The following is a 16,678-nucleotide window of genomic DNA, read 5'->3' on the forward strand; positions in this document are numbered from 1 at the left end:
GGCTGGGCGTCCCATCAGCACGCGGTTGCTTTCCTTGTTGCCGCACTCGCATCGGACTTGCTACGGGCTTACAGCCATCATGAATTTCCGCCCCACATCAGTGAACCGCAGTTCCTTAAACATACGAATGCCCGTCTGAATGCTGTTGCCGTGCTCATCTTTGTCAAAGATCGGCTCTTGATTTGTGGCGTCATAGAATGCGGTGACACCCAGTGCATACAAGTGTTGCCCGTAAAACTCGATATTCTCCGGGAAGACGAGACCGTCGCGCGGTATCTCATCAATCTCCATCGCGACGGGACCAAAGCGGTTCGATTTCCGGTCGTAGTCTTGAGTGAATTGCTGGCGGAAAGAACGCCCCTCCCTCTTCTGAAGCGCCCACATGGCATTGAGCAAGGCCGCTTCGTCCGGCGATAGCTGCTTTATGATCTGCGAAAAGGCGGGGTGCGCATCATGAGCGCGCGTCTGATCCATGCTCGTGCTTAAAAGCTGCGAGAACATTTCAGATATCGGGCTGTCCTCTGGTTCATACCGTATGCCTTCAAGGATCGGCCCTAAGATCTGCGGGGGAGGAGGAAGCCGGTTATCTTCCGCAACGCGACCAACAGACTTGTCGAGGAAAGGGCGGAGCTTATCTTGTAGCGCCGCCGCGATCTGAAACGGCGCAAAGACAAGCCGAATGGTTTTCGCGATATCTTCCGCAAGCATTCCAATTTGCCGGGCGGCGGGCTTTGCTAGGTCGTCGTAGGTATCTCTAACTGGGATTTGCTTAGCAACTTCAATGGCTATCGCTGTCGCAAGGTCTATCTCTTCTGCCATCGCCGTCTATCCTGATTCGCGGATGAAGCTACTGTAGCAATAAGCCCGTCTATCTTCACCGGCGAGATCATGTTCATGCCTCCCGCTGGAACTTCGGTTTCCAGCCACGCACTAGGCCGTTACCTATGAGCAGGGAGGCTGTCTCAAGCTGATCATGAAGGAAGGCGGCATCGGCGATCACACTGCGCAGCGCAGCCAGGGCATCCCCGCCGTGAGCATCGAGAATGGCTTGTACGAAGTCTTCTTGGCCGGATGTTATTTCGATGCGCTGGGCCGTTGGTATAGGGGCACTCCTGAGGATAGAATAAGTTCCTATTTTGTTCTCGTTGCCGGGCGAGTCAAGCCCGTCGCATAAAAGTCGTTTGATAGCCGCCATTTGCTCGCGCCATCATCCAAAATCGCAGATGGAGGTGATTCGATGAAGCAAAATTACAGTCTAAAGCATGAACCATTTGCTTTGAAAATGTGAGCGGCGATACCCTTGCAGACGCGCGTAAATCGAACGAAGGATGCCATGGAAAATAGCCAAGATAACAAGGGTCAACGCGTGAACAGAGTTATTCCACTGATATCACTCATACTTATCCCGTTCTTGACGATATTTTTTTCTCACTTCCTTGAGACAGGTAAAGATGACTTCGAACGCTTTCGATATGCTAGCGAAATATTATCAAATGACAAATCTACGACAGAGTTGAAGAATTGGGCGTTGTCCGAGGTATTATCTTATATGGAGAAAAATAACTCCCCTAAGGCAGACATGGATGCCGAGAAGGCAAAGCTATATGCATTAATTGTTGGCCCTATCTTAAACAAAAATAAGGGGATGTATTGCTATAATATTAGCTCTGCGCTTGATCAGATGAAAACCGAAAATCCCAATTTAGCGAATAAGCGAAAAGATTTCATAGATACAGTAAAGTTAGATAATATTAACGTTAAGCAGTCGGACGCGTTGAGAAAATACATAAAAGATTCTATTCAACAAACCAATGATCAAGTTGATTTTGTGATTTCTTCTGTTAAATTGTCATGCGAACAGGTCGATCAAGGTATTGATGATCTAGCAAAGAGACCACCCAATCCGGACAAAAATCACGGAAGATGATGACTGTTTATCTGTTTGAGGTATGTAAACGCCCGCCGATCTCCCCTGGCGGGCATTGTGCCGTTAAGTGACTGGCTTCCTCCAAGTATTGTCTGAGAAAACTCTGCCGCGGCGATTGTTATTCCAACACTTAAATATTGTTTGACCTTTTTCCTCCATCTTGTTCGCCATCATCTCGATACAGGCGATCATGAACCACGCTTCCCAGGAACTGCTGCTTTCCATCGTTGCCCCCTGCCACAATGAGGAGGAGGGGCTCGGGGAATTTTGCCGACGGGCGGTGGCGACGGCGCGGGGGATTGCCGGTGAGGCCTTTGAGATCATCCTGGTGGATGACGGATCGACCGACGGCACCTGGGAGGTGATTGCCTCGGCCGCGGCTGAGACGCCGCAGGTGCTGGGCGTGCGCCTGATGCGCAATCACGGTCATCAGCTTGCGGCGACCGCCGGTCTTGCCGCCTCGCGCGGCGAGCGGGTGCTGTTGATCGATGCCGATCTGCAGGATCCGCCGGAACTGTTGCTGATGATGATGCCGATCATGGATCGCGACGCGGATGTCGTCTATGGCCAGCGTGTGCGCCGGCAGGGGGAGAGCTGGTTCAAGCTCGCTTCGGCTTCGCTCTTTTATCGGCTGCTGTCGCGGCTCGCCTCGGTGGCGATCCCGCGCGATGTCGGTGATTTCAGGCTGATGCGCCGCCGCGTCGTCGATATTCTGCTCGCGATGCCGGAGCGGGATCGCTTCATCCGCGGCATGGTAAGCTGGATCGGCGGCAAGCAGGTGGCACTGCCCTATGAGCGCGATGCGCGCTTTGCCGGCACGACCAAATATCCGCTGCGCAAGATGATCAATTTCGCGCTCGACGCCATCACCAGCTTCTCCACCGTACCCCTGCGCATCAGCACCTGGCTCGGCCTTGCCAGCGCCGGCTGCGCGGCCCTGCTGCTCGTCTATACGCTTATCCGCTGGTTCGCCGGCGAGACGATCGTCGGCTGGTCGAGCATCATGGCGGCAATCACGGCCTTCAGCGCCATCCAGCTCATCTGTATCGGTATCATCGGCGAATATGTCGGCCGCCTGGTGCAGGAAAACAAGCGGCGCCCAATGTTCATGATCGAAAGCCTGCTGCAGGGTGGCCGCTCGCTTGAAATCCCCAGCGACTTCTCCGATCTGGACGCAGCGGGCAAGCGGCGCGCGCTTGACCGTGCCTTGAGCGGCTCCGGCGAGATGGCTGACAATGCGGAGCAGGTGAGGGCGGTCCGCTGATGCCGCAGCCACCGGAAAATGCGGCTGTTTCCGCGACCATGCGCGAAACAGCCGATACGGATGCCGCCATCGTCAGGCAGAGGCCGGGTCTGGCGATTTCAGCCTTTCTGATTCTGGTCGCGATTTTCGTCACCGTTTTCAAATTCCCGCCGATCCTCGATTATCCCAATCATTATGCTCGCATGTGGCTGCTCGCCGGCGGCATCGACACGCCGCCATTTCATCAGATCTATGCGCTCGATTGGAACAGGACCTTCACCAATGTCGGCATCGATCTCGCCGCCTATTGGCTGGGGCCGCTGATCGGCGTTTCGCTGCTGGCGCGCAGCCTTCTTTTCCTGGCGATCGTTCTGCCGCCGCTCGGCGCGATCGCCCTGCACCGGCGCCTGCATGGCGGCGGCTATTATTGGCAGATCGGCATATTATATTTCGCCTGGTGCGCGACGCTGATCGGCGGCTTCATCAATTTCCAGATCGGACTCGGCATGGCGCTGCTTTTCGCAAACGCCGACCACGCCCTGCAATCGCGCAATCCGGCCGTGCTGTTCGTTTGGCGCCTGTTCGCCGGCCTGCTGCTGACGGTCATGCATATCTTTTCGCTGGGCTTCTACATGGCGCTCGTCTGCGGTCTCGAATTCTCGCCGACGGCGGCGGCCTTGAGATCACCCGGTACATTCCTGCGCCTGGGGGGCAGGCTTCTGATCGCGATGCTCGCCTGCACGCTGCCGGCGATCTGCCTGTTTCTCTACCAGCCCGTCTTGCCGGATGGCGGCGGCGGCCTGGATGCCTCCTGGAACGATTCACTCGTGCTGATCCTGGCCAACCTGATGTCCGCGCTGTGGAGCTATGCGCTGCTGGCCGACATGCTGCTCCTGATACCGCTGATCCTCCTCTGCACCTATGCGATGCGCACGCGCCGTCTGACTATTCATGTTGGCATGGCGATCGCCGCCGCCGGCCTGCTGCTTCTGTCCTGCATCGCGCCGCGCCACATGCTCGGCACCGGCTGGATCAGCTGGCGCTTCCCGATCATGACGGCGCTTGCGGCCATGGTGATGATCTGCCCCTTGCCGCGTCTGCCGCGCCGCCAGGCTTTGATCGTCATGCTCGTGCTCTCGACGGTCGTGCTCGGCCGAACCGCCTGGATCGGCTTCAACTGGTGGCAGGGGGATGCAGATGCGGCCGCCGTTCGGGCTGTGCTGGCGTCGGTGCCGGAAGGCGCGGCGGTCCTGCCGGTCATGCGGCAGCCGGATGGGCACGGTTTTGCGGATCATCGCTACTTCGCCTGGAATCAGGATACGTTCCGGCATCTGCCGACGCTTGCCGTCCCCTACGCCCATGCCTTCGTGCCGACGGTCTTCACTGCTAAAGGCAAGCAGCCGTTGACGGTCTTGCCGCCCTGGAGCGGCATCGCCGTACCGGAAGGCAATCTATTCTCCATAGGCCTGCTGGATTGCCCCGATGAAGTCAGGGCCGTCAGCGCCATCGCGCCCTATCTCGGCGATTGGCGGCAGCATTTCGATTTCATTCTGCTCGTCAATGCGGATGTTAGGGATCGCTTCGGCGGTGCCGTGCCGCAAGGCGTGAAGCTCGCCGCCGAAACGCCCTTTGCGAAACTCTATGCCATCGATAGGGCCTTCACGCCGGTGGCAGATGCACCACCGCGCAAAAGCTGCGCCGAGCTTGCCGCAGCACACGGATAAAGCCTCAAAACGCAGACGGGCGGCCCTCTCAGGGCCGCCCGCTGGCATCGTCTCGTGATGAAGCTTTACAGCACCGCGCGTTTCAAGACGCGCCGAGATCGCTGTAATACTTTGAAATGCTGCATAATTGTCCCTTAAATCGATTCCGGTTCAAGGAGTTATGCGGCAGCCTCAGCTTTCCGCTGCTTCTGCCTTTTCCGGCGGAGCCAGAAGCTCGGTGCAATAGGACGAGCCGTTGACACCCGGCTGGTCGCCGAGAATCTTGACCGAGCGGATCTCGTAGCTCTGGTTGGTGACGATATCGGCCTTGCAGCTGAGGGAGCGCTTGCCGGCCTTCTTGCCATCCTTGTTGACGATAGTCACGTTCTTGTAGCCGCCGCGCCAGGTGTAGACGCGGTTGCCGCCTTCGTCGCGGTCGGAGATCGGCGGGCCATAGGCCGCGAAGAAGCGGCCTGCGGATTGGCCCTGCCAGCGATCCTGAACGGGGTTCTTCGCAAGCAGCGGAAGGGCTGCCGTCGTTGTCGTCGTCGTGGTGCTGCAACCGGCGAGCGCCAGCAACAGTCCAGCCGCGGTGATCATGCGGATATTCATCGTGTCGTCCTTGAGCTTCTGTCACGCATAAGGTTGCGGAAAGGCCGCTGTCCCACGGCATTTTCCACCTGTCCCGCTTAGGGCTTTAGCGCCAAAGCCGGCAAAAGAAAATTCCCATCCGCGTGTACAAGCGGGATTTTACTTGATCTGTTGCGTCTTTTGCACGCCGGCAATTCCGTGCCTCGTTTCCTGCCGATTTTCTAGGCAGACGCAGCTGTAATTTTTTCGTCAAAAATCAAAAGGTTTTTTGAGATTGGTGCTTGTGCATCAAAAATGGCTGGTCTATAGAAGCGCCGCTGGTCACGGAGTGTAGCGCAGTCTGGTAGCGCACCACGTTCGGGACGTGGGGGTCGAGTGTTCGAATCACTCCACTCCGACCAGCTTAAAACACTGATCTTCCTCCCGAAAAAATCTCCCACAAAAATGTAATCTGAAATCTTGCCCGAAGGCCGCGTGGCTATCGTCTGATATAGACTTGCTCCTTCTGTTCCGCGACATGCGGCCTGGAGATCGGCTTGCCTGAGATCATCTTCAGCCGCCGCACGGCTGGCTTGGAGCCTGGACATGCGCCTCCGTCTGCATTGCGGCTAACATCAATCCACGCATCAGGCCTGCTTTTGTAAAACCGGCTCTTTTTGTCGCCCGAAGCACTATATACAAGGAAGAGGGACGTGCATCCGACTCGGGCAAGAGTTCGGCTGGCGGTGCTGAAGCGGAGTGACGGAATGGATCTTGTTGACGGGGCGGCCCGAGTGGCCGGGGAGAAATTTGCAGGTAAGCAAAGGCGCCGTGCCGTGGGCTCGGGCGCCATGGGGCGGAGAATGGGGATAGCTACGGGCCTCGGCGTATTGGCGCTGAGCGCGGTGTTTCTCCTCGGCCCCAGCACCAATTCGCTGCGTGCCGCCGATTGCGGGAATGTCGCAGCACCGGGCCTTGATTGGAGCGGCTGCAGCAAGACCAACATCATGCTGCCGAGCAGCGATCTGCATGGCGCCAATCTCGCGGGCGCCCATTTCGACAGCACCGATCTGAGCGATGCCAACCTGACTTCCGCCAATCTCGAAAAGGCGACGCTGGTGCGCGCCTGGCTGAAGAATGCCAAGGCCGACGGCGCGAACTTCGCGAAGATCGAAGCCTATCGCTCCGATTTCACCAACGCCTCCGCCAGTGGCGCTTCCTTTGCCAATGCCGAATTGCAGCGAGCCGAATTTGCCGGTGCGCAGCTCAACAATGCCGATTTTCAGAAGGCCGAGCTCGGACGCGCCGATTTCGACAAGGCTGTGCTGACGGGCGCGAATTTCTCTTTCGCCAATCTATCCCGGGCGACGCTGAACGGCGCCGTGATTGATGGCGCGACCTCCTTCAGCGGAGCCTTCATGTATCTCACCCGCGTTGAGGGGCTCGATCTGTCGAAGGCAAGCGGCTTGCAGCAGGCGCAGATCAATCTGGCCTGCGGGAACAATACGACCATATTGCCCTCATGGCTGAAGGCGCCGTCCAGCTGGCCTTGCCCGCCGGACGAGAAGGACTGACATTTCTCCAAACGGCATCTTCGAAAGGCCAGTTCATGTTCGTGGAAAAAGCGATCCGAAACGACAGCAAGACCGAATTCTATCGCGAGCTTGCCGATCAGCTGAAGGCTTTGCTGGATGGCGAGCAGGATCCGATCGCCAACGCCGCCAATACTTCCGCGCTGATCTTCCAGATGCTGCCGGATCTCAACTGGGCGGGATTTTATTTTCTGCAGCGGGAAGACGAGCTGGTGCTCGGGCCGTTCCAGGGCAAGCCGGCTTGCGTGCGCATTGCGGTCGGCCGCGGCGTCTGCGGGACGGCGCTCGAAAGGGCGCAGTCGATCCTCGTCGAGGATGTGCACGCCTTTCCCGGTCACATCGCCTGCGATGCGGCCTCGCGATCGGAGCTGGTCGTGCCGCTCTTCCGCCATGGAAAAGTCTTCGGCGTCATCGACCTCGACAGCCCGCTTCCAGGCCGTTTCGACAGTGACGATCAGGCCGGCATCGAGGCGCTGGCTGCAATTTATGTCGCTTCATGCAAGGGGAATGGCTGAGGCCGGGAAAGGCCGAACGTCACGCCGTCGTGATCGATATGGCAAATCGCTCATGCGATGCCTATATTGGCTCTGCAAACACTCCCTTAGCGCTGATCGAGCTTCATCCGGCCTTCTCGCGTCCCCTAGAGGACCCGGCCCAGCTCGGAATGCGTGCCGAGGGACATGGAGAACAACAATGGGCAAATACAGCAAGACGGCAGAGGCCATCGCCAAGCTTACCCCTGAACAATATCGCGTGACGCAGCAGAGCGGCACGGAACGTCCCGGCTCCGGTGAATATCTCTATAACAAGCAGCCGGGTATCTATGTCGATATCGTCTCCGGCGAGCCGCTTTTTGCCTCTGCGGACAAGTTCGATTCCGGCTGCGGCTGGCCGAGCTTTACCAAGCCGATCGAACCCGCCAATGTCAGCGAATTGACCGACATGTCGCATGGCATGGTGCGCGTCGAAGTGCGCTCGGCCAATGGTGACAGCCATCTGGGTCATGTTTTCCCGGATGGACCGATCGACCGCGGCGGCCTGCGCTACTGCATCAATTCGGCTTCCCTCCGCTTCGTGCCGCGTGACCGCATGGAGGCAGAGGGCTATGGTGCCTATATCGATCAAGTGGAGGATGTAAGATGACAACGGAACGTGCAGTTCTCGCCGGCGGTTGCTTCTGGGGCATGCAGGATCTTATCCGCCGTTACAATGGCGTCATCTCGACGCGCGTCGGCTATAGCGGCGGCGATGTTCCTAATGCCACCTACCGCAACCACGGCACCCATGCCGAGGCGATCGAGATCATCTTCGATCCGCAGAAGATCAGCTATCGCGATCTGCTGGAATTCTTCTTCCAGATCCACGATCCGTCCACGCGCAACCGCCAGGGCAACGATGTCGGCTTGAGCTATCGCTCGGCGATCTTCTACACCAGCGAAGAACAGAAGCAGGTCGCGCTCGATACGATCGCCGATGTCGACGCTTCCGGCCTGTGGCCTGGCAAGGTCGTCACCGAGGTCGCGCCGGCCGGCGATTTCTGGCAGGCAGAGCCGGAGCACCAGGATTATCTGGAGCGCTATCCGAACGGCTATACGTGCCATTTCGTCCGGCCGGGCTGGAAGTTGCCGCGCCGGCAGGCTGACGCAGCGCAGCGCGCGGCCTCCTGATGGAAGGATCGGCCGGCATCGGCCGGCTGAACCTCTATCTCGGCACATGGGAGGTGAAGCGGCGGATCATCGACCGCTTCAATCGCTCCGTGATTACATTCGAGGGGCAGGCGTTCGTGACGCCTGTCCAGTTCGAGGAACATGGCGATACGCGAAGCGAGCACGCGACGCTGAGAAGCAGCCGCACCTATCGGCTCGATGACGCGCACGACGATCTCGTCGTGCGTTTTCCCAATCTTTCGGAATTCATTCGCCTCGGTGAGGGTGCGTCACAACGCGTCATTCATCTTTGCGGTCCCGATCTTTATCGAGGCCGTTTCTTCTTTCGGACATCCGATGCCTGGGCGGAGATGTGGCATGTGCGCGGGCCCAGAAAAAACTATCTGAGCCTCGCACACTATTGCCGTGTTTGAGCCGAGTTAACGTACCCGTCGCCGTGCCTGAACGGCCTTTGCCAGATCTTCCAGCGTGCGCACCGAACTCGGCCAGTCGATGCAGCCATCGGTGATGCTCTGGCCATAGACCAGGGGCTTGCCCGGCACGAGGTCCTGGCGGCCGGCAACGAGATTGCTCTCCATCATCATGCCTTTGATCCGCCGGTCGCCGGCTGCGACCTGTTCCGCGACTGACGTGACGACGAGCGGCTGGTTTTCCGGGTTCTTGCTGCTGTTGGCATGGCTTGCATCGATGATGATGCGCGGCTCGAGCCCGACCTTGAGGGATTGCTCCGCCGTCGACTGCACGCTGGCTGCGTCATAATTGGGCTCTTTGCCGCCACGCAGGATGATGTGGCAATCCTCATTGCCGCGCGTCGAGGCGATCGCCGCCAGGCCTTCCTTGGTCACCGCCGGGAAGTGATGCGGTTGCGATGCCGCGACGATCGCGTCGAGCGCGATTCGCACATCACCATTCGTGCCGTTCTTGAAGCCGACGGGGCAGGAGAGGCCTGATGCCAGCTGCCGGTGCACCTGGCTTTCCGTCGTCCTTGCGCCGATCGCACCCCAACTCACCAGGTCGGAAATATATTGCGGCGTGATCGTATCGAGATATTCGCAGCCTGCCGGCAGGCCGATCTCATTGACGTCGAACAGCAGCTTGCGGGCGATGCGCAGCCCTTCCTCGATGCGGTAGCTGCCGTCGAGATGCGGGTCGTTGATCAGGCCCTTCCATCCCACTGTGGTGCGCGGCTTCTCGAAATAGACGCGCATGATGATTTCGAGATCATCGGCAAAGCGATCCCGTTGTTCCTTCAGCCGCGCGGCATAATCGAGCGCTGCGACCGGATCATGAATGGAGCAGGGGCCGATGACGACGATCAGCCGGTCGTCTTCGTCGCGCAGGATGTTGTGGACGGCGTTGCGCGCCCCGGTGACGGTCGCCGTCACCGCCTCGTCGCGGGGGATTTCGTCAATGATCCGAGAGGGCGGCGTCAGCGCCGTGATCTCGACAATGCGCAAGTCATCAGTGGAATTCAACACGGTATCGGTTCCTTTAAGGGTCATACCGTAGCGACAAAAAAGCCGCCAGGTAGACTAGCGGCTGTTCGGGTCTTTGCTGTCGTGTCTTTTCTAACTACGCACAGGCCCGCCTCCGCTGAGAGCAGCGGTACGAATAAAATCGCGAGGCATATGCATGGGCGAACGACATGGGATGTCTCTACGACAAAAAATGCTGGATGTCGATGCGTTGATGATAGGGAAATCCGGGCAATTGGCAGCGCGGTTATTCGCTCGGCAATCGATGCGCCCGCGCATGGCGGCCGACGCACGCCATCCGCAAATGAATCGACCCCTTCTCGGGAAGACCGGCCCGACTTCGCTGGAAGTCGGACCGGTCCCCATCCGATCAGGGGTCAAGTCAGATCAGATCTCAGTAAAGTGGTATTAGAAGCTACGCTGGAAGCGCAGGACACCAGCCCACTGGTCCTGATTGATGGAGTCCCAGTTGGTGTAGGAAACTTCCGGGGTGATCTGGAGGTTCTTGACCGGGTTCCAGCGGACGTTTGCGGTTGCCGCGAAGATCTTCGAGTCGGTGTAGGCAACCTGAGCGTTAGCCTGCAGCTTTTCGTTGATCGGAACGGTGACGCCGCCCCAGACAGCCCAGTCGCCCCAGCCGATACCCTTGGCAGCGCCGCCGCCGTTGGCGTTTGCGTACTTGTTCAGCTTGTCGCCGTCGGTGTTCCAGCCGCCCATCACGAAGGCCTTGAGGACGCCGAAGTCGGCATCGACGCGAGCCTTGATGGCGCCTTCTTCGACGATCGAGTCATAACCGCCGACGATCTTGAAGCCGAAGTTGCCAGCCTTGTAACCAGCACCGGCAACGACGTCCGGAGCATAGTGGTCGGAGCTGTCTTCGCCGTTGACGCCCGTAGCGCCCGAACCGGAGTTCGTGTCTTCAACCGAGATCACAGCCGTGAAGCCGTTGCCCGCGTCGTAGTTGTAGGTCAACTGGTTGAGTTCGTACGGACCGTCATTGACCACGTCGTCGTTGATGACGTTGCCGGCGTAACCGATGTACGAGTTGTACTGGGAGTCAGCCTTACCGACGAGGAAGCCGCCGAGGCTGATGTTTGCGAACAGCAGCTTCGTGGTGGTCGCGCCGCCTTCCTGCCAGTCCCAACGGATGACCGTGTTGGTCTTCAGCGGGCCGTATTCGGTGTCGGTCGCAGTGTCGAGGCTCAGATGAGCGCGCGTGTGCCACAGCGTGCCGTTCCGGCTGGTCGGGTTGTAGGCATCGTACCACTTGCCTTCGGTACGGACATAGCCGCCGATCTTGAGGCAGGTTTCCGTGCCCGGAATGAAGAAGTAGCCAGCGCCATATGCGTCGCAGATGCGGACATATTCGAGCGGTTCCGGCTCAGCAGCAACGATAGCGTCAGCCGCGTGAGCGCCAGAAACTGCTGCCAGAGCAGCAGCGGAGCCGAGAAGAAGGCTCTTGATGTTCATAAAAACTCCAATCCAATATAGATTGGGCATAGGCTATCGCGCCGAAAAATCGACGTGCCTTTCCCTATCCCTGTTTAAAAACCCCGACTCGGGAGAAACGGGCCCCACCCGCTTCTGGTCCTTATTAGAGACGAATTCCTATAAAGTTATATGATATATTTTTCTCAAAATGCCTTTTCCGTGGTTTTTAAATTTCAGTTGCAGGAAAGCCACATTTGCAAATGCAGATAGTAAGTAACGCATAATATTGGCTGCGTAATAATCATTTCGAGGTACGAAATGGCCGCCATCGTGATTTCAGTCTTCTTGCGGATACTATGAGATGAGATCGGACGGCAGCGGCTAGTGGCCATTTTGCGTTTTGGCCGCGGCAATTATACTCGACCAGCAGCAGAAAGTGCTCCGTCGAAAGAACCGTTGGTTGTTTCAGGAGGATGCAGGCCGCTTCGAGGCGGAAACGATCAGCCTGCTGAGTGCAGAGCCGATCATGATGCCCCAGAGCCCGCTGGTCATCCCGACGATGATATCGAATGTCGAGCCATAGTTGCCGTCTGCCACGAAATGCGACACGGAAAGCGCAAGCACGCTGCCGATCATCAGAAGGCATGTGAAGGAGGGGGATTGCGGGTAGGCGAGGCGGGCAAGCATGCCCGCTATGCAGAGAGCGCCGGCACGAAAGATATCGAACGGATTGCCAAATGCGGCCTGCCAATTGAAATGCGCAAGCGTTACGCCGATGAGCGCCGCTATGTAGGTCCAGGCAATAGTTTTCAAAAACCGGTCTGATATCATGGGGATATCATATAGCAGCAGCGTATATGAACGCCAGTCTCGTGCCGTTCGGCCGATTGTCCGAGTGCCGATTCGGCGCGCACATTTTATGTGGCGACGAAACATAATGTTGCGTCGCTCCATGGTGTTCGATCCTTGTCGGCCTTTGATTTGCCGCCTTGCTGTGCCGCGATCGCCGGCCGGATCGCCGGGACCGAAGCCCCGGGCCGGTTGCTGATGCTGCCTTACCCTTTCGATGCGCGAAGCATCTCTTCGTCCTCTTGCAATTGATCCGTGTCTTCAGTGCTGACGGCCGATGACGTCCGGCCGAGGAAAGAAAAGACGACGATTGCAGTGATGAGGGTGATGGCCGTCAGCAGCCAGAGCAGTGCGCTGAAGGCGTGGCCATAGTCTTGAATGAGGACGTCATGCCCGATCGCCGGCACATTCGAGGCCGCCGCCGCCAGATTGCCGGTGACGAGCTGTTGCGCCGCGGCCGAAGCATGCTCTGCTGCCGAGGCCCCGAGTTTCGATTGGATAAGAGCGGACAGAACGGCGCTGACGACCGCGAGTGCCACGCCTTCGCCGGCGACGCGGGTGGTGCTGAAGATGCCGGTTGCCATGCCGGCACGCTCCTTGGGAACGACGCTGACGGCAAGTCCATCCATCAGGCCCCAAGGCAGGCTGATGCCGACGCCGATCGCAAGCAGCGGACCGATGAGCGCGGAAGGAGCCGAACCCGCCGTGACATGGCTGAGCCAGAACAGACCTGAGGCCGAGATGACAAGGCCGGTGCCGCAGATCGTTGCCGGGCTGAACCAGCGGGTCAGAAGCCCGGCGACGATCGGCAGGATGAGCAGCGGCGCTGATAGCGCGACCATCATCCGGCCTGCTGCGATCTCGCTCATGCCTTCGATGCCGACGAACCGCACGGGCAAAAGGATCAGCAGCACGACGAAGGCATAGGCGGGTGCCGCCGCCAGCAGCTGCACGCCGACGAAGCGCGGATAGCGAAACAGGCTGAGATCCAGCATGGGCCGCTTCACGATGCGCTCGATGATACCGAAGGCCAGGAAAAGCAACGCCGCACCAATCAGCAGGCCGATGACGAGCGGATCGCTCCAGCCGGTTTCGGGTGCGCGCAGGACACCATAGGTGAACAGCGTCAAGGCAAGGGTGAAGCTCAGCGCACCGGGCCAATCCAGTCCCGCCGCATCCGGATCACGTGATTCGCGCAGAAAATAGGCGCCAAGTCCGAGGGCGAGCAATGCCAGGGCAACCACGAGAACGAAGATCGATGACCAGCCGAAGGCATCGATCATCAAGCCGGAGGCGATCGGCCCGAAAGCCAGCCCGACGCCAAAGCTGGAGCCGACGATGCTGAAGGCCCGCATGCGCGCCGTCCCGTCGAATTCCTGGGCGAGCGAGGCCATGCCGCCGGAAAAAGCGGCGGCGGCACCAAGGCCCTGCAATGCCCGCAATATGTCGAACCAGACGATGTTACCGGCGAGCGCCAGTCCGGCTGAGAACAGCGCGAAGCAGGCGACGCCGGTCAGGAAGATGCGGCGCCGGCCAAAACTGTCCGCCAGCGCGCCTGATGCCATCAGGCAGCTGCCGAAGGTCAGCATGAAGGCATTGGTGACCCAGTTAAGCGCAATCGGGCTGCCGCCGAGCGTTCGGCTGATGGCGGGGAGGGCGACGGCCGGGCCGGTGAATGTGAGCGGCATTGCCGCTGCGGCGCAGCAGACGGCGACGAGCACGAAGAATTTCTCGGTCGCGCTTGCGACCTTTGTCTGAGATGAAATCATCGGATTACCATTGGGTTCGAGCAAGGAGAAGGCCGCGGGCTATGCTGGGAGTGATGCTGGCCGGAAAGGCCGCCCACGAACCTGAAATGACCCAAAGAGGATAGTTTTGCTGCAATCGAATGATAATACCGCTATAGCTCCATATATACCGGAATAAAACTCTCGAATGAGGATATACCTATGGATCGCTTGAGCGGATTGACGGCCTTCGTTCGCACGGCGGATCTCGGCAGCTTCGCGGCCGCCGGGCGTGTGCTCGGCCTTTCTGCATCGGCCGTCGGCAAGGCGGTCAGCAATCTGGAGCGCCAGCTCGGCGTTCGGCTGCTGCAGCGCTCTACCCGCAGCATCCGGCTGACCGAGGAGGGGCGTCTCTTTCATGAGCGCTGCCGGCGCGTGCTCGACGATCTCGACGATGCGCAGGCATCGCTCGCTCAAGCTATTGCCGTTCCGCGCGGACGGCTGCGCGTCAGCGTGCCGATCGTCAGCTATCATTTCCTGCTGCCCGTTGTGCCGGAATTCGTCGCCCGCTACCAGGATGTAGAACTCGACATCGATTTCAACGACCGCATCGTCGACATGATCGAGGAAGGGGTCGATGTCGCGATCCGCAGCGGCCAGCTGCCCGACTCGCGGCTGATCTCGCGGACATTGCGGCCGTTTCAGATGCTGCTCTGTGCCGCGCCCAGCTATCTTGAACGCTTCGGCATTCCCGATTGTCCGCGCGCGCTCAACGAGCATCTGGCCGTCAGGTTTCGCTTCCCCAACAGCGGCAAGCTGCAGGATTGGCCGCTGACCATGCCGGAAGGCGAGCCGGAGTTGCGCATGCGAACGGCCTTTTCCTGCAACAATATGGAGGCTGTGCGCGGCGCGACGATCGCCGGCCTCGGCATCGGCTGCATGCCCGATTTCCTCGTGCGCAGCACGCTTGCGGAAGGAAAGCTCAAAACGGTTCTCGACGATTTCATCGATGAACCCGGCCATTTCCATCTGCTCTGGCCGTCCAATCGCCATATGTCGCCCAAGGTTCGGGTTTTCGTCGATTTCCTGAGCGAGCGGCTTTTCGCGAAAAGCTGCGATGTTTTGCCGGCCACGGCTGCTGTTTGAAAAAGAGGCCCGGCAGCCGGTTTGAAGCCTGCATGCTGGCCAGGCGGTATATTTCCCCGAATTGCCGTCGAAACGGTTGTCGGCGGCATTCGATTTTGCAACGGTAGACATCTACGTTTTAATTTGCCGCGCCGATTTAAGGATTGGCGGCCGCCAAATTTGGAAATCACGATGAGCCGTTTCTGGAGCCCCATTGTTCACACCCTGACCCCCTATGTCGCCGGCGAGCAGCCGACGATGGGCGGCATGATCAAGCTGAACACCAATGAAAGCCCTTACGGGCCTTCTCCGCTTGCGCTGGAGGCAATTTCGAAGGCGACGTCCGACAGGCTTCGGCTCTATCCCGATCCGACGGCGCGGGAGTTGCGCAGCGTGATCGCCGAAAGCTTCGGGATCGACAAGGACGAGGTCTTCGTCGGCAACGGATCGGACGAGGTTCTGGCCCATACGTTCCAGGCACTGCTGAATCATGAGGAGCCACTGCTTTTCCCCGACATCAGCTACAGCTTCTATCCGACCTATTGCCGCCTTTACGGAATCGAGTTCCGGCGGGTTCCGGTCGATGCCGAAATGTGCGTCCGCATTGACGATTATCGCCAGCCCTGCGGCGCAATCATTCTGCCCAATCCCAATGCGCCGACAGGGATTGGCCTGCCTCTAGTCGATATCGAAAATCTTCTTAGGAATCATCCCGATCAGGTCGTCGTCATCGATGAAGCCTATGTCGATTTCGGCGGCGAGAGCGCCGTCCCGCTTGTCCGGACATACCCAAACCTCTTGGTGATCCAGACCCTGTCGAAGTCCCGCGGGCTTGCCGGCTTGCGAGTGGGCTTCGCCGTCGGGCAAAGGCCGCTGATCGAGGCCTTGGAAAGGGTGAAGGACAGCTTCAATTCCTACCCCCTCGATCAGCTTGCGCAGGCAGGTGCTGTAGCCGCCTGGAAAGACCGGGACTGGTTCGAGCGTCATCGCGCCTTGATCATTGCCAGCCGTGAGCGCCTGGCCGTCGGGCTCAAGGAACTCGGCTTCCACGTCCTCCCGTCCTCCACGAATTTTCTGTTCGCACGGCATCCGAGCCGTTCAGGCGCGGAACTGGCGGCAGAGCTGCGGAGCAGGAACATTCTGGTACGACGGTTTTCCGGCGAGCGTATCGACGATTTCCTGCGTATTACCATCGGTACGGATGATGAGTGCGATCGGCTGGTAGCGGTTCTCGGTGAAATATTGCAGTAACACTGGCTGTCTCGGAAGAATTTGCTTCAGGGCCTTAAAAAGACCAGGAGCTGCCTCAACCGCAGTCGTGCTGTCACCGCAAAGCGGCAAATGAAAAAGGCGGCGGAGCCAAGCCCGC

At 58.9% G+C, this 16,678-nt stretch carries 17 protein-coding genes and 1 tRNA gene; 11 read left to right on the forward strand and 7 right to left on the reverse strand.

Annotated elements, in window-relative coordinates:
• Window positions 1–60: 60 nt before the first annotated feature.
• Complete coding sequence (locus FHT84_RS17980; protein ID WP_112340249.1) at window positions 61–819, reverse strand: DUF4393 domain-containing protein; 759 nt, start codon at window positions 817–819, stop codon at window positions 61–63.
• 73 nt (window positions 820–892) lie between these two features.
• Window positions 893–1,195: a hypothetical protein gene (locus FHT84_RS17985; RefSeq protein ID WP_113250057.1), complete on the reverse strand. Its 303-nt coding sequence runs from the start codon at window positions 1,193–1,195 to the stop codon at window positions 893–895.
• Between the two features lie 138 nt (window positions 1,196–1,333).
• Between FHT84_RS17985 and FHT84_RS17990 the strand changes: the two genes are divergently transcribed.
• From FHT84_RS17990 to FHT84_RS18000, 3 genes are all read left to right on the forward strand, one after another.
• On the forward strand, window positions 1,334–1,927 hold the full coding sequence (locus FHT84_RS17990; RefSeq protein WP_112340251.1) for a hypothetical protein: 594 nt from the start codon (window positions 1,334–1,336) through the stop codon (window positions 1,925–1,927).
• 190 nt (window positions 1,928–2,117) lie between these two features.
• Window positions 2,118–3,191, forward strand: a complete 1,074-nt coding sequence (locus FHT84_RS17995; protein WP_112340252.1) for a glycosyltransferase — start codon at window positions 2,118–2,120, stop codon at window positions 3,189–3,191.
• 38 nt (window positions 3,192–3,229) lie between these two features.
• Window positions 3,230–4,894 (forward strand): hypothetical protein, encoded by a 1,665-nt coding sequence (locus FHT84_RS18000; protein ID WP_112340353.1) that lies wholly within the window; start codon window positions 3,230–3,232, stop codon window positions 4,892–4,894.
• Window positions 4,895–5,065: 171 nt separating this feature from the next.
• Here the strand turns inward: FHT84_RS18000 and FHT84_RS18005 are convergent, their stop codons facing one another.
• A complete protein-coding gene (locus tag FHT84_RS18005) occupies window positions 5,066–5,485 on the reverse strand; it encodes a hypothetical protein (RefSeq protein WP_112340253.1) in 420 nt (139 codons plus the stop codon).
• A 303-nt stretch (window positions 5,486–5,788) separates the two neighbouring features.
• Here FHT84_RS18005 and FHT84_RS18010 point away from each other — a divergent pair.
• From FHT84_RS18010 to FHT84_RS18035, 6 genes are all read left to right on the forward strand, one after another.
• Window positions 5,789–5,865, forward strand: a tRNA-Pro gene (locus FHT84_RS18010).
• 441 nt (window positions 5,866–6,306) lie between these two features.
• Window positions 6,307–7,017: a pentapeptide repeat-containing protein gene (locus FHT84_RS18015; protein WP_245430239.1), complete on the forward strand. Its 711-nt coding sequence runs from the start codon at window positions 6,307–6,309 to the stop codon at window positions 7,015–7,017.
• A 35-nt stretch (window positions 7,018–7,052) separates the two neighbouring features.
• Window positions 7,053–7,550 carry a GAF domain-containing protein gene (locus tag FHT84_RS18020; RefSeq protein ID WP_112340255.1) on the forward strand — a complete coding sequence of 166 codons (498 nt, stop codon included), beginning with the start codon at window positions 7,053–7,055 and terminating at the stop codon, window positions 7,548–7,550.
• 178 nt (window positions 7,551–7,728) lie between these two features.
• Window positions 7,729–8,178, forward strand: a complete 450-nt coding sequence (msrB, locus tag FHT84_RS18025) for a peptide-methionine (R)-S-oxide reductase MsrB (RefSeq protein WP_069613810.1) — start codon at window positions 7,729–7,731, stop codon at window positions 8,176–8,178.
• Complete coding sequence (gene msrA / locus FHT84_RS18030) at window positions 8,175–8,702, forward strand: peptide-methionine (S)-S-oxide reductase MsrA (RefSeq protein ID WP_112340256.1); 528 nt, start codon at window positions 8,175–8,177, stop codon at window positions 8,700–8,702. The genes msrB and msrA overlap by 4 nt, the downstream gene beginning before the upstream one ends.
• On the forward strand, window positions 8,702–9,115 hold the full coding sequence (locus tag FHT84_RS18035) for a DUF6314 family protein (protein WP_112340257.1): 414 nt from the start codon (window positions 8,702–8,704) through the stop codon (window positions 9,113–9,115). Before msrA ends, FHT84_RS18035 begins: the two co-directional genes overlap by 1 nt.
• A 6-nt stretch (window positions 9,116–9,121) precedes the next feature.
• Here FHT84_RS18035 and FHT84_RS18040 read toward each other — a convergent pair whose 3' ends face one another.
• The 4 genes from FHT84_RS18040 to FHT84_RS18055 all read right to left on the reverse strand — a co-directional run bounded on the left by FHT84_RS18040 (window position 9,122) and on the right by FHT84_RS18055 (window position 14,226).
• Window positions 9,122–10,180: a 3-deoxy-7-phosphoheptulonate synthase gene (locus tag FHT84_RS18040; RefSeq protein WP_112340258.1), complete on the reverse strand. Its 1,059-nt coding sequence runs from the start codon at window positions 10,178–10,180 to the stop codon at window positions 9,122–9,124.
• A gap of 405 nt (window positions 10,181–10,585) precedes the next feature.
• Window positions 10,586–11,647: a porin gene (locus FHT84_RS18045; protein WP_112340259.1), complete on the reverse strand. Its 1,062-nt coding sequence runs from the start codon at window positions 11,645–11,647 to the stop codon at window positions 10,586–10,588.
• Window positions 11,648–12,073: 426 nt separating this feature from the next.
• The gene (locus FHT84_RS18050) at window positions 12,074–12,439 is read right to left on the reverse strand and encodes a hypothetical protein (protein WP_245430240.1); all 366 of its coding nucleotides are present in this window, start codon (window positions 12,437–12,439) and stop codon (window positions 12,074–12,076) included.
• A 224-nt stretch (window positions 12,440–12,663) separates the two neighbouring features.
• Window positions 12,664–14,226 carry an MFS transporter gene (locus FHT84_RS18055; RefSeq protein ID WP_145646016.1) on the reverse strand — a complete coding sequence of 521 codons (1,563 nt, stop codon included), beginning with the start codon at window positions 14,224–14,226 and terminating at the stop codon, window positions 12,664–12,666.
• A gap of 180 nt (window positions 14,227–14,406) precedes the next feature.
• On the opposite strand from FHT84_RS18055, the gene FHT84_RS18060 reads away from it, so the two are divergent.
• Window positions 14,407–15,330 carry a LysR family transcriptional regulator gene (locus tag FHT84_RS18060; protein ID WP_112340260.1) on the forward strand — a complete coding sequence of 308 codons (924 nt, stop codon included), beginning with the start codon at window positions 14,407–14,409 and terminating at the stop codon, window positions 15,328–15,330.
• Between the two features lie 171 nt (window positions 15,331–15,501).
• Window positions 15,502–16,560 (forward strand): histidinol-phosphate transaminase, encoded by a 1,059-nt coding sequence (gene hisC, locus FHT84_RS18065; RefSeq protein ID WP_112340261.1) that lies wholly within the window; start codon window positions 15,502–15,504, stop codon window positions 16,558–16,560.
• The last annotated feature ends 118 nt before the right edge of the window (window positions 16,561–16,678 follow it).

Source organism: Rhizobium sp. BK289 (assembly GCF_014193575.1).
Classification (GTDB): Bacteria; Pseudomonadota; Alphaproteobacteria; order Rhizobiales; family Rhizobiaceae; genus Rhizobium; species Rhizobium tropici_C.

Coding starts and splice junctions, on each gene's coding strand:
- FHT84_RS18055 (WP_145646016.1), bottom strand. CDS start 14,226: ATGATTTCATCTCAGACAAAGGTCGCAAGCGCGACCGAGAAATTCTTC.
- FHT84_RS18020 (WP_112340255.1), top strand. CDS start 7,053: ATGTTCGTGGAAAAAGCGATCCGAAACGACAGCAAGACCGAATTCTAT.
- FHT84_RS17990 (WP_112340251.1), top strand. CDS start 1,334: ATGGAAAATAGCCAAGATAACAAGGGTCAACGCGTGAACAGAGTTATT.
- FHT84_RS18035 (WP_112340257.1), top strand. CDS start 8,702: ATGGAAGGATCGGCCGGCATCGGCCGGCTGAACCTCTATCTCGGCACA.
- FHT84_RS18000 (WP_112340353.1), top strand. CDS start 3,230: ATGCGCGAAACAGCCGATACGGATGCCGCCATCGTCAGGCAGAGGCCG.
- FHT84_RS18060 (WP_112340260.1), top strand. CDS start 14,407: ATGGATCGCTTGAGCGGATTGACGGCCTTCGTTCGCACGGCGGATCTC.
- FHT84_RS18015 (WP_245430239.1), top strand. CDS start 6,307: ATGGGGATAGCTACGGGCCTCGGCGTATTGGCGCTGAGCGCGGTGTTT.
- FHT84_RS17980 (WP_112340249.1), bottom strand. CDS start 819: ATGGCAGAAGAGATAGACCTTGCGACAGCGATAGCCATTGAAGTTGCT.
- msrA (WP_112340256.1), top strand. CDS start 8,175: ATGACAACGGAACGTGCAGTTCTCGCCGGCGGTTGCTTCTGGGGCATG.
- FHT84_RS17995 (WP_112340252.1), top strand. CDS start 2,118: ATGAACCACGCTTCCCAGGAACTGCTGCTTTCCATCGTTGCCCCCTGC.
- FHT84_RS18045 (WP_112340259.1), bottom strand. CDS start 11,647: ATGAACATCAAGAGCCTTCTTCTCGGCTCCGCTGCTGCTCTGGCAGCA.
- msrB (WP_069613810.1), top strand. CDS start 7,729: ATGGGCAAATACAGCAAGACGGCAGAGGCCATCGCCAAGCTTACCCCT.
- hisC (WP_112340261.1), top strand. CDS start 15,502: ATGAGCCGTTTCTGGAGCCCCATTGTTCACACCCTGACCCCCTATGTC.
- FHT84_RS18050 (WP_245430240.1), bottom strand. CDS start 12,439: ATGATATCAGACCGGTTTTTGAAAACTATTGCCTGGACCTACATAGCG.
- FHT84_RS18005 (WP_112340253.1), bottom strand. CDS start 5,485: ATGAATATCCGCATGATCACCGCGGCTGGACTGTTGCTGGCGCTCGCC.
- FHT84_RS17985 (WP_113250057.1), bottom strand. CDS start 1,195: ATGGCGGCTATCAAACGACTTTTATGCGACGGGCTTGACTCGCCCGGC.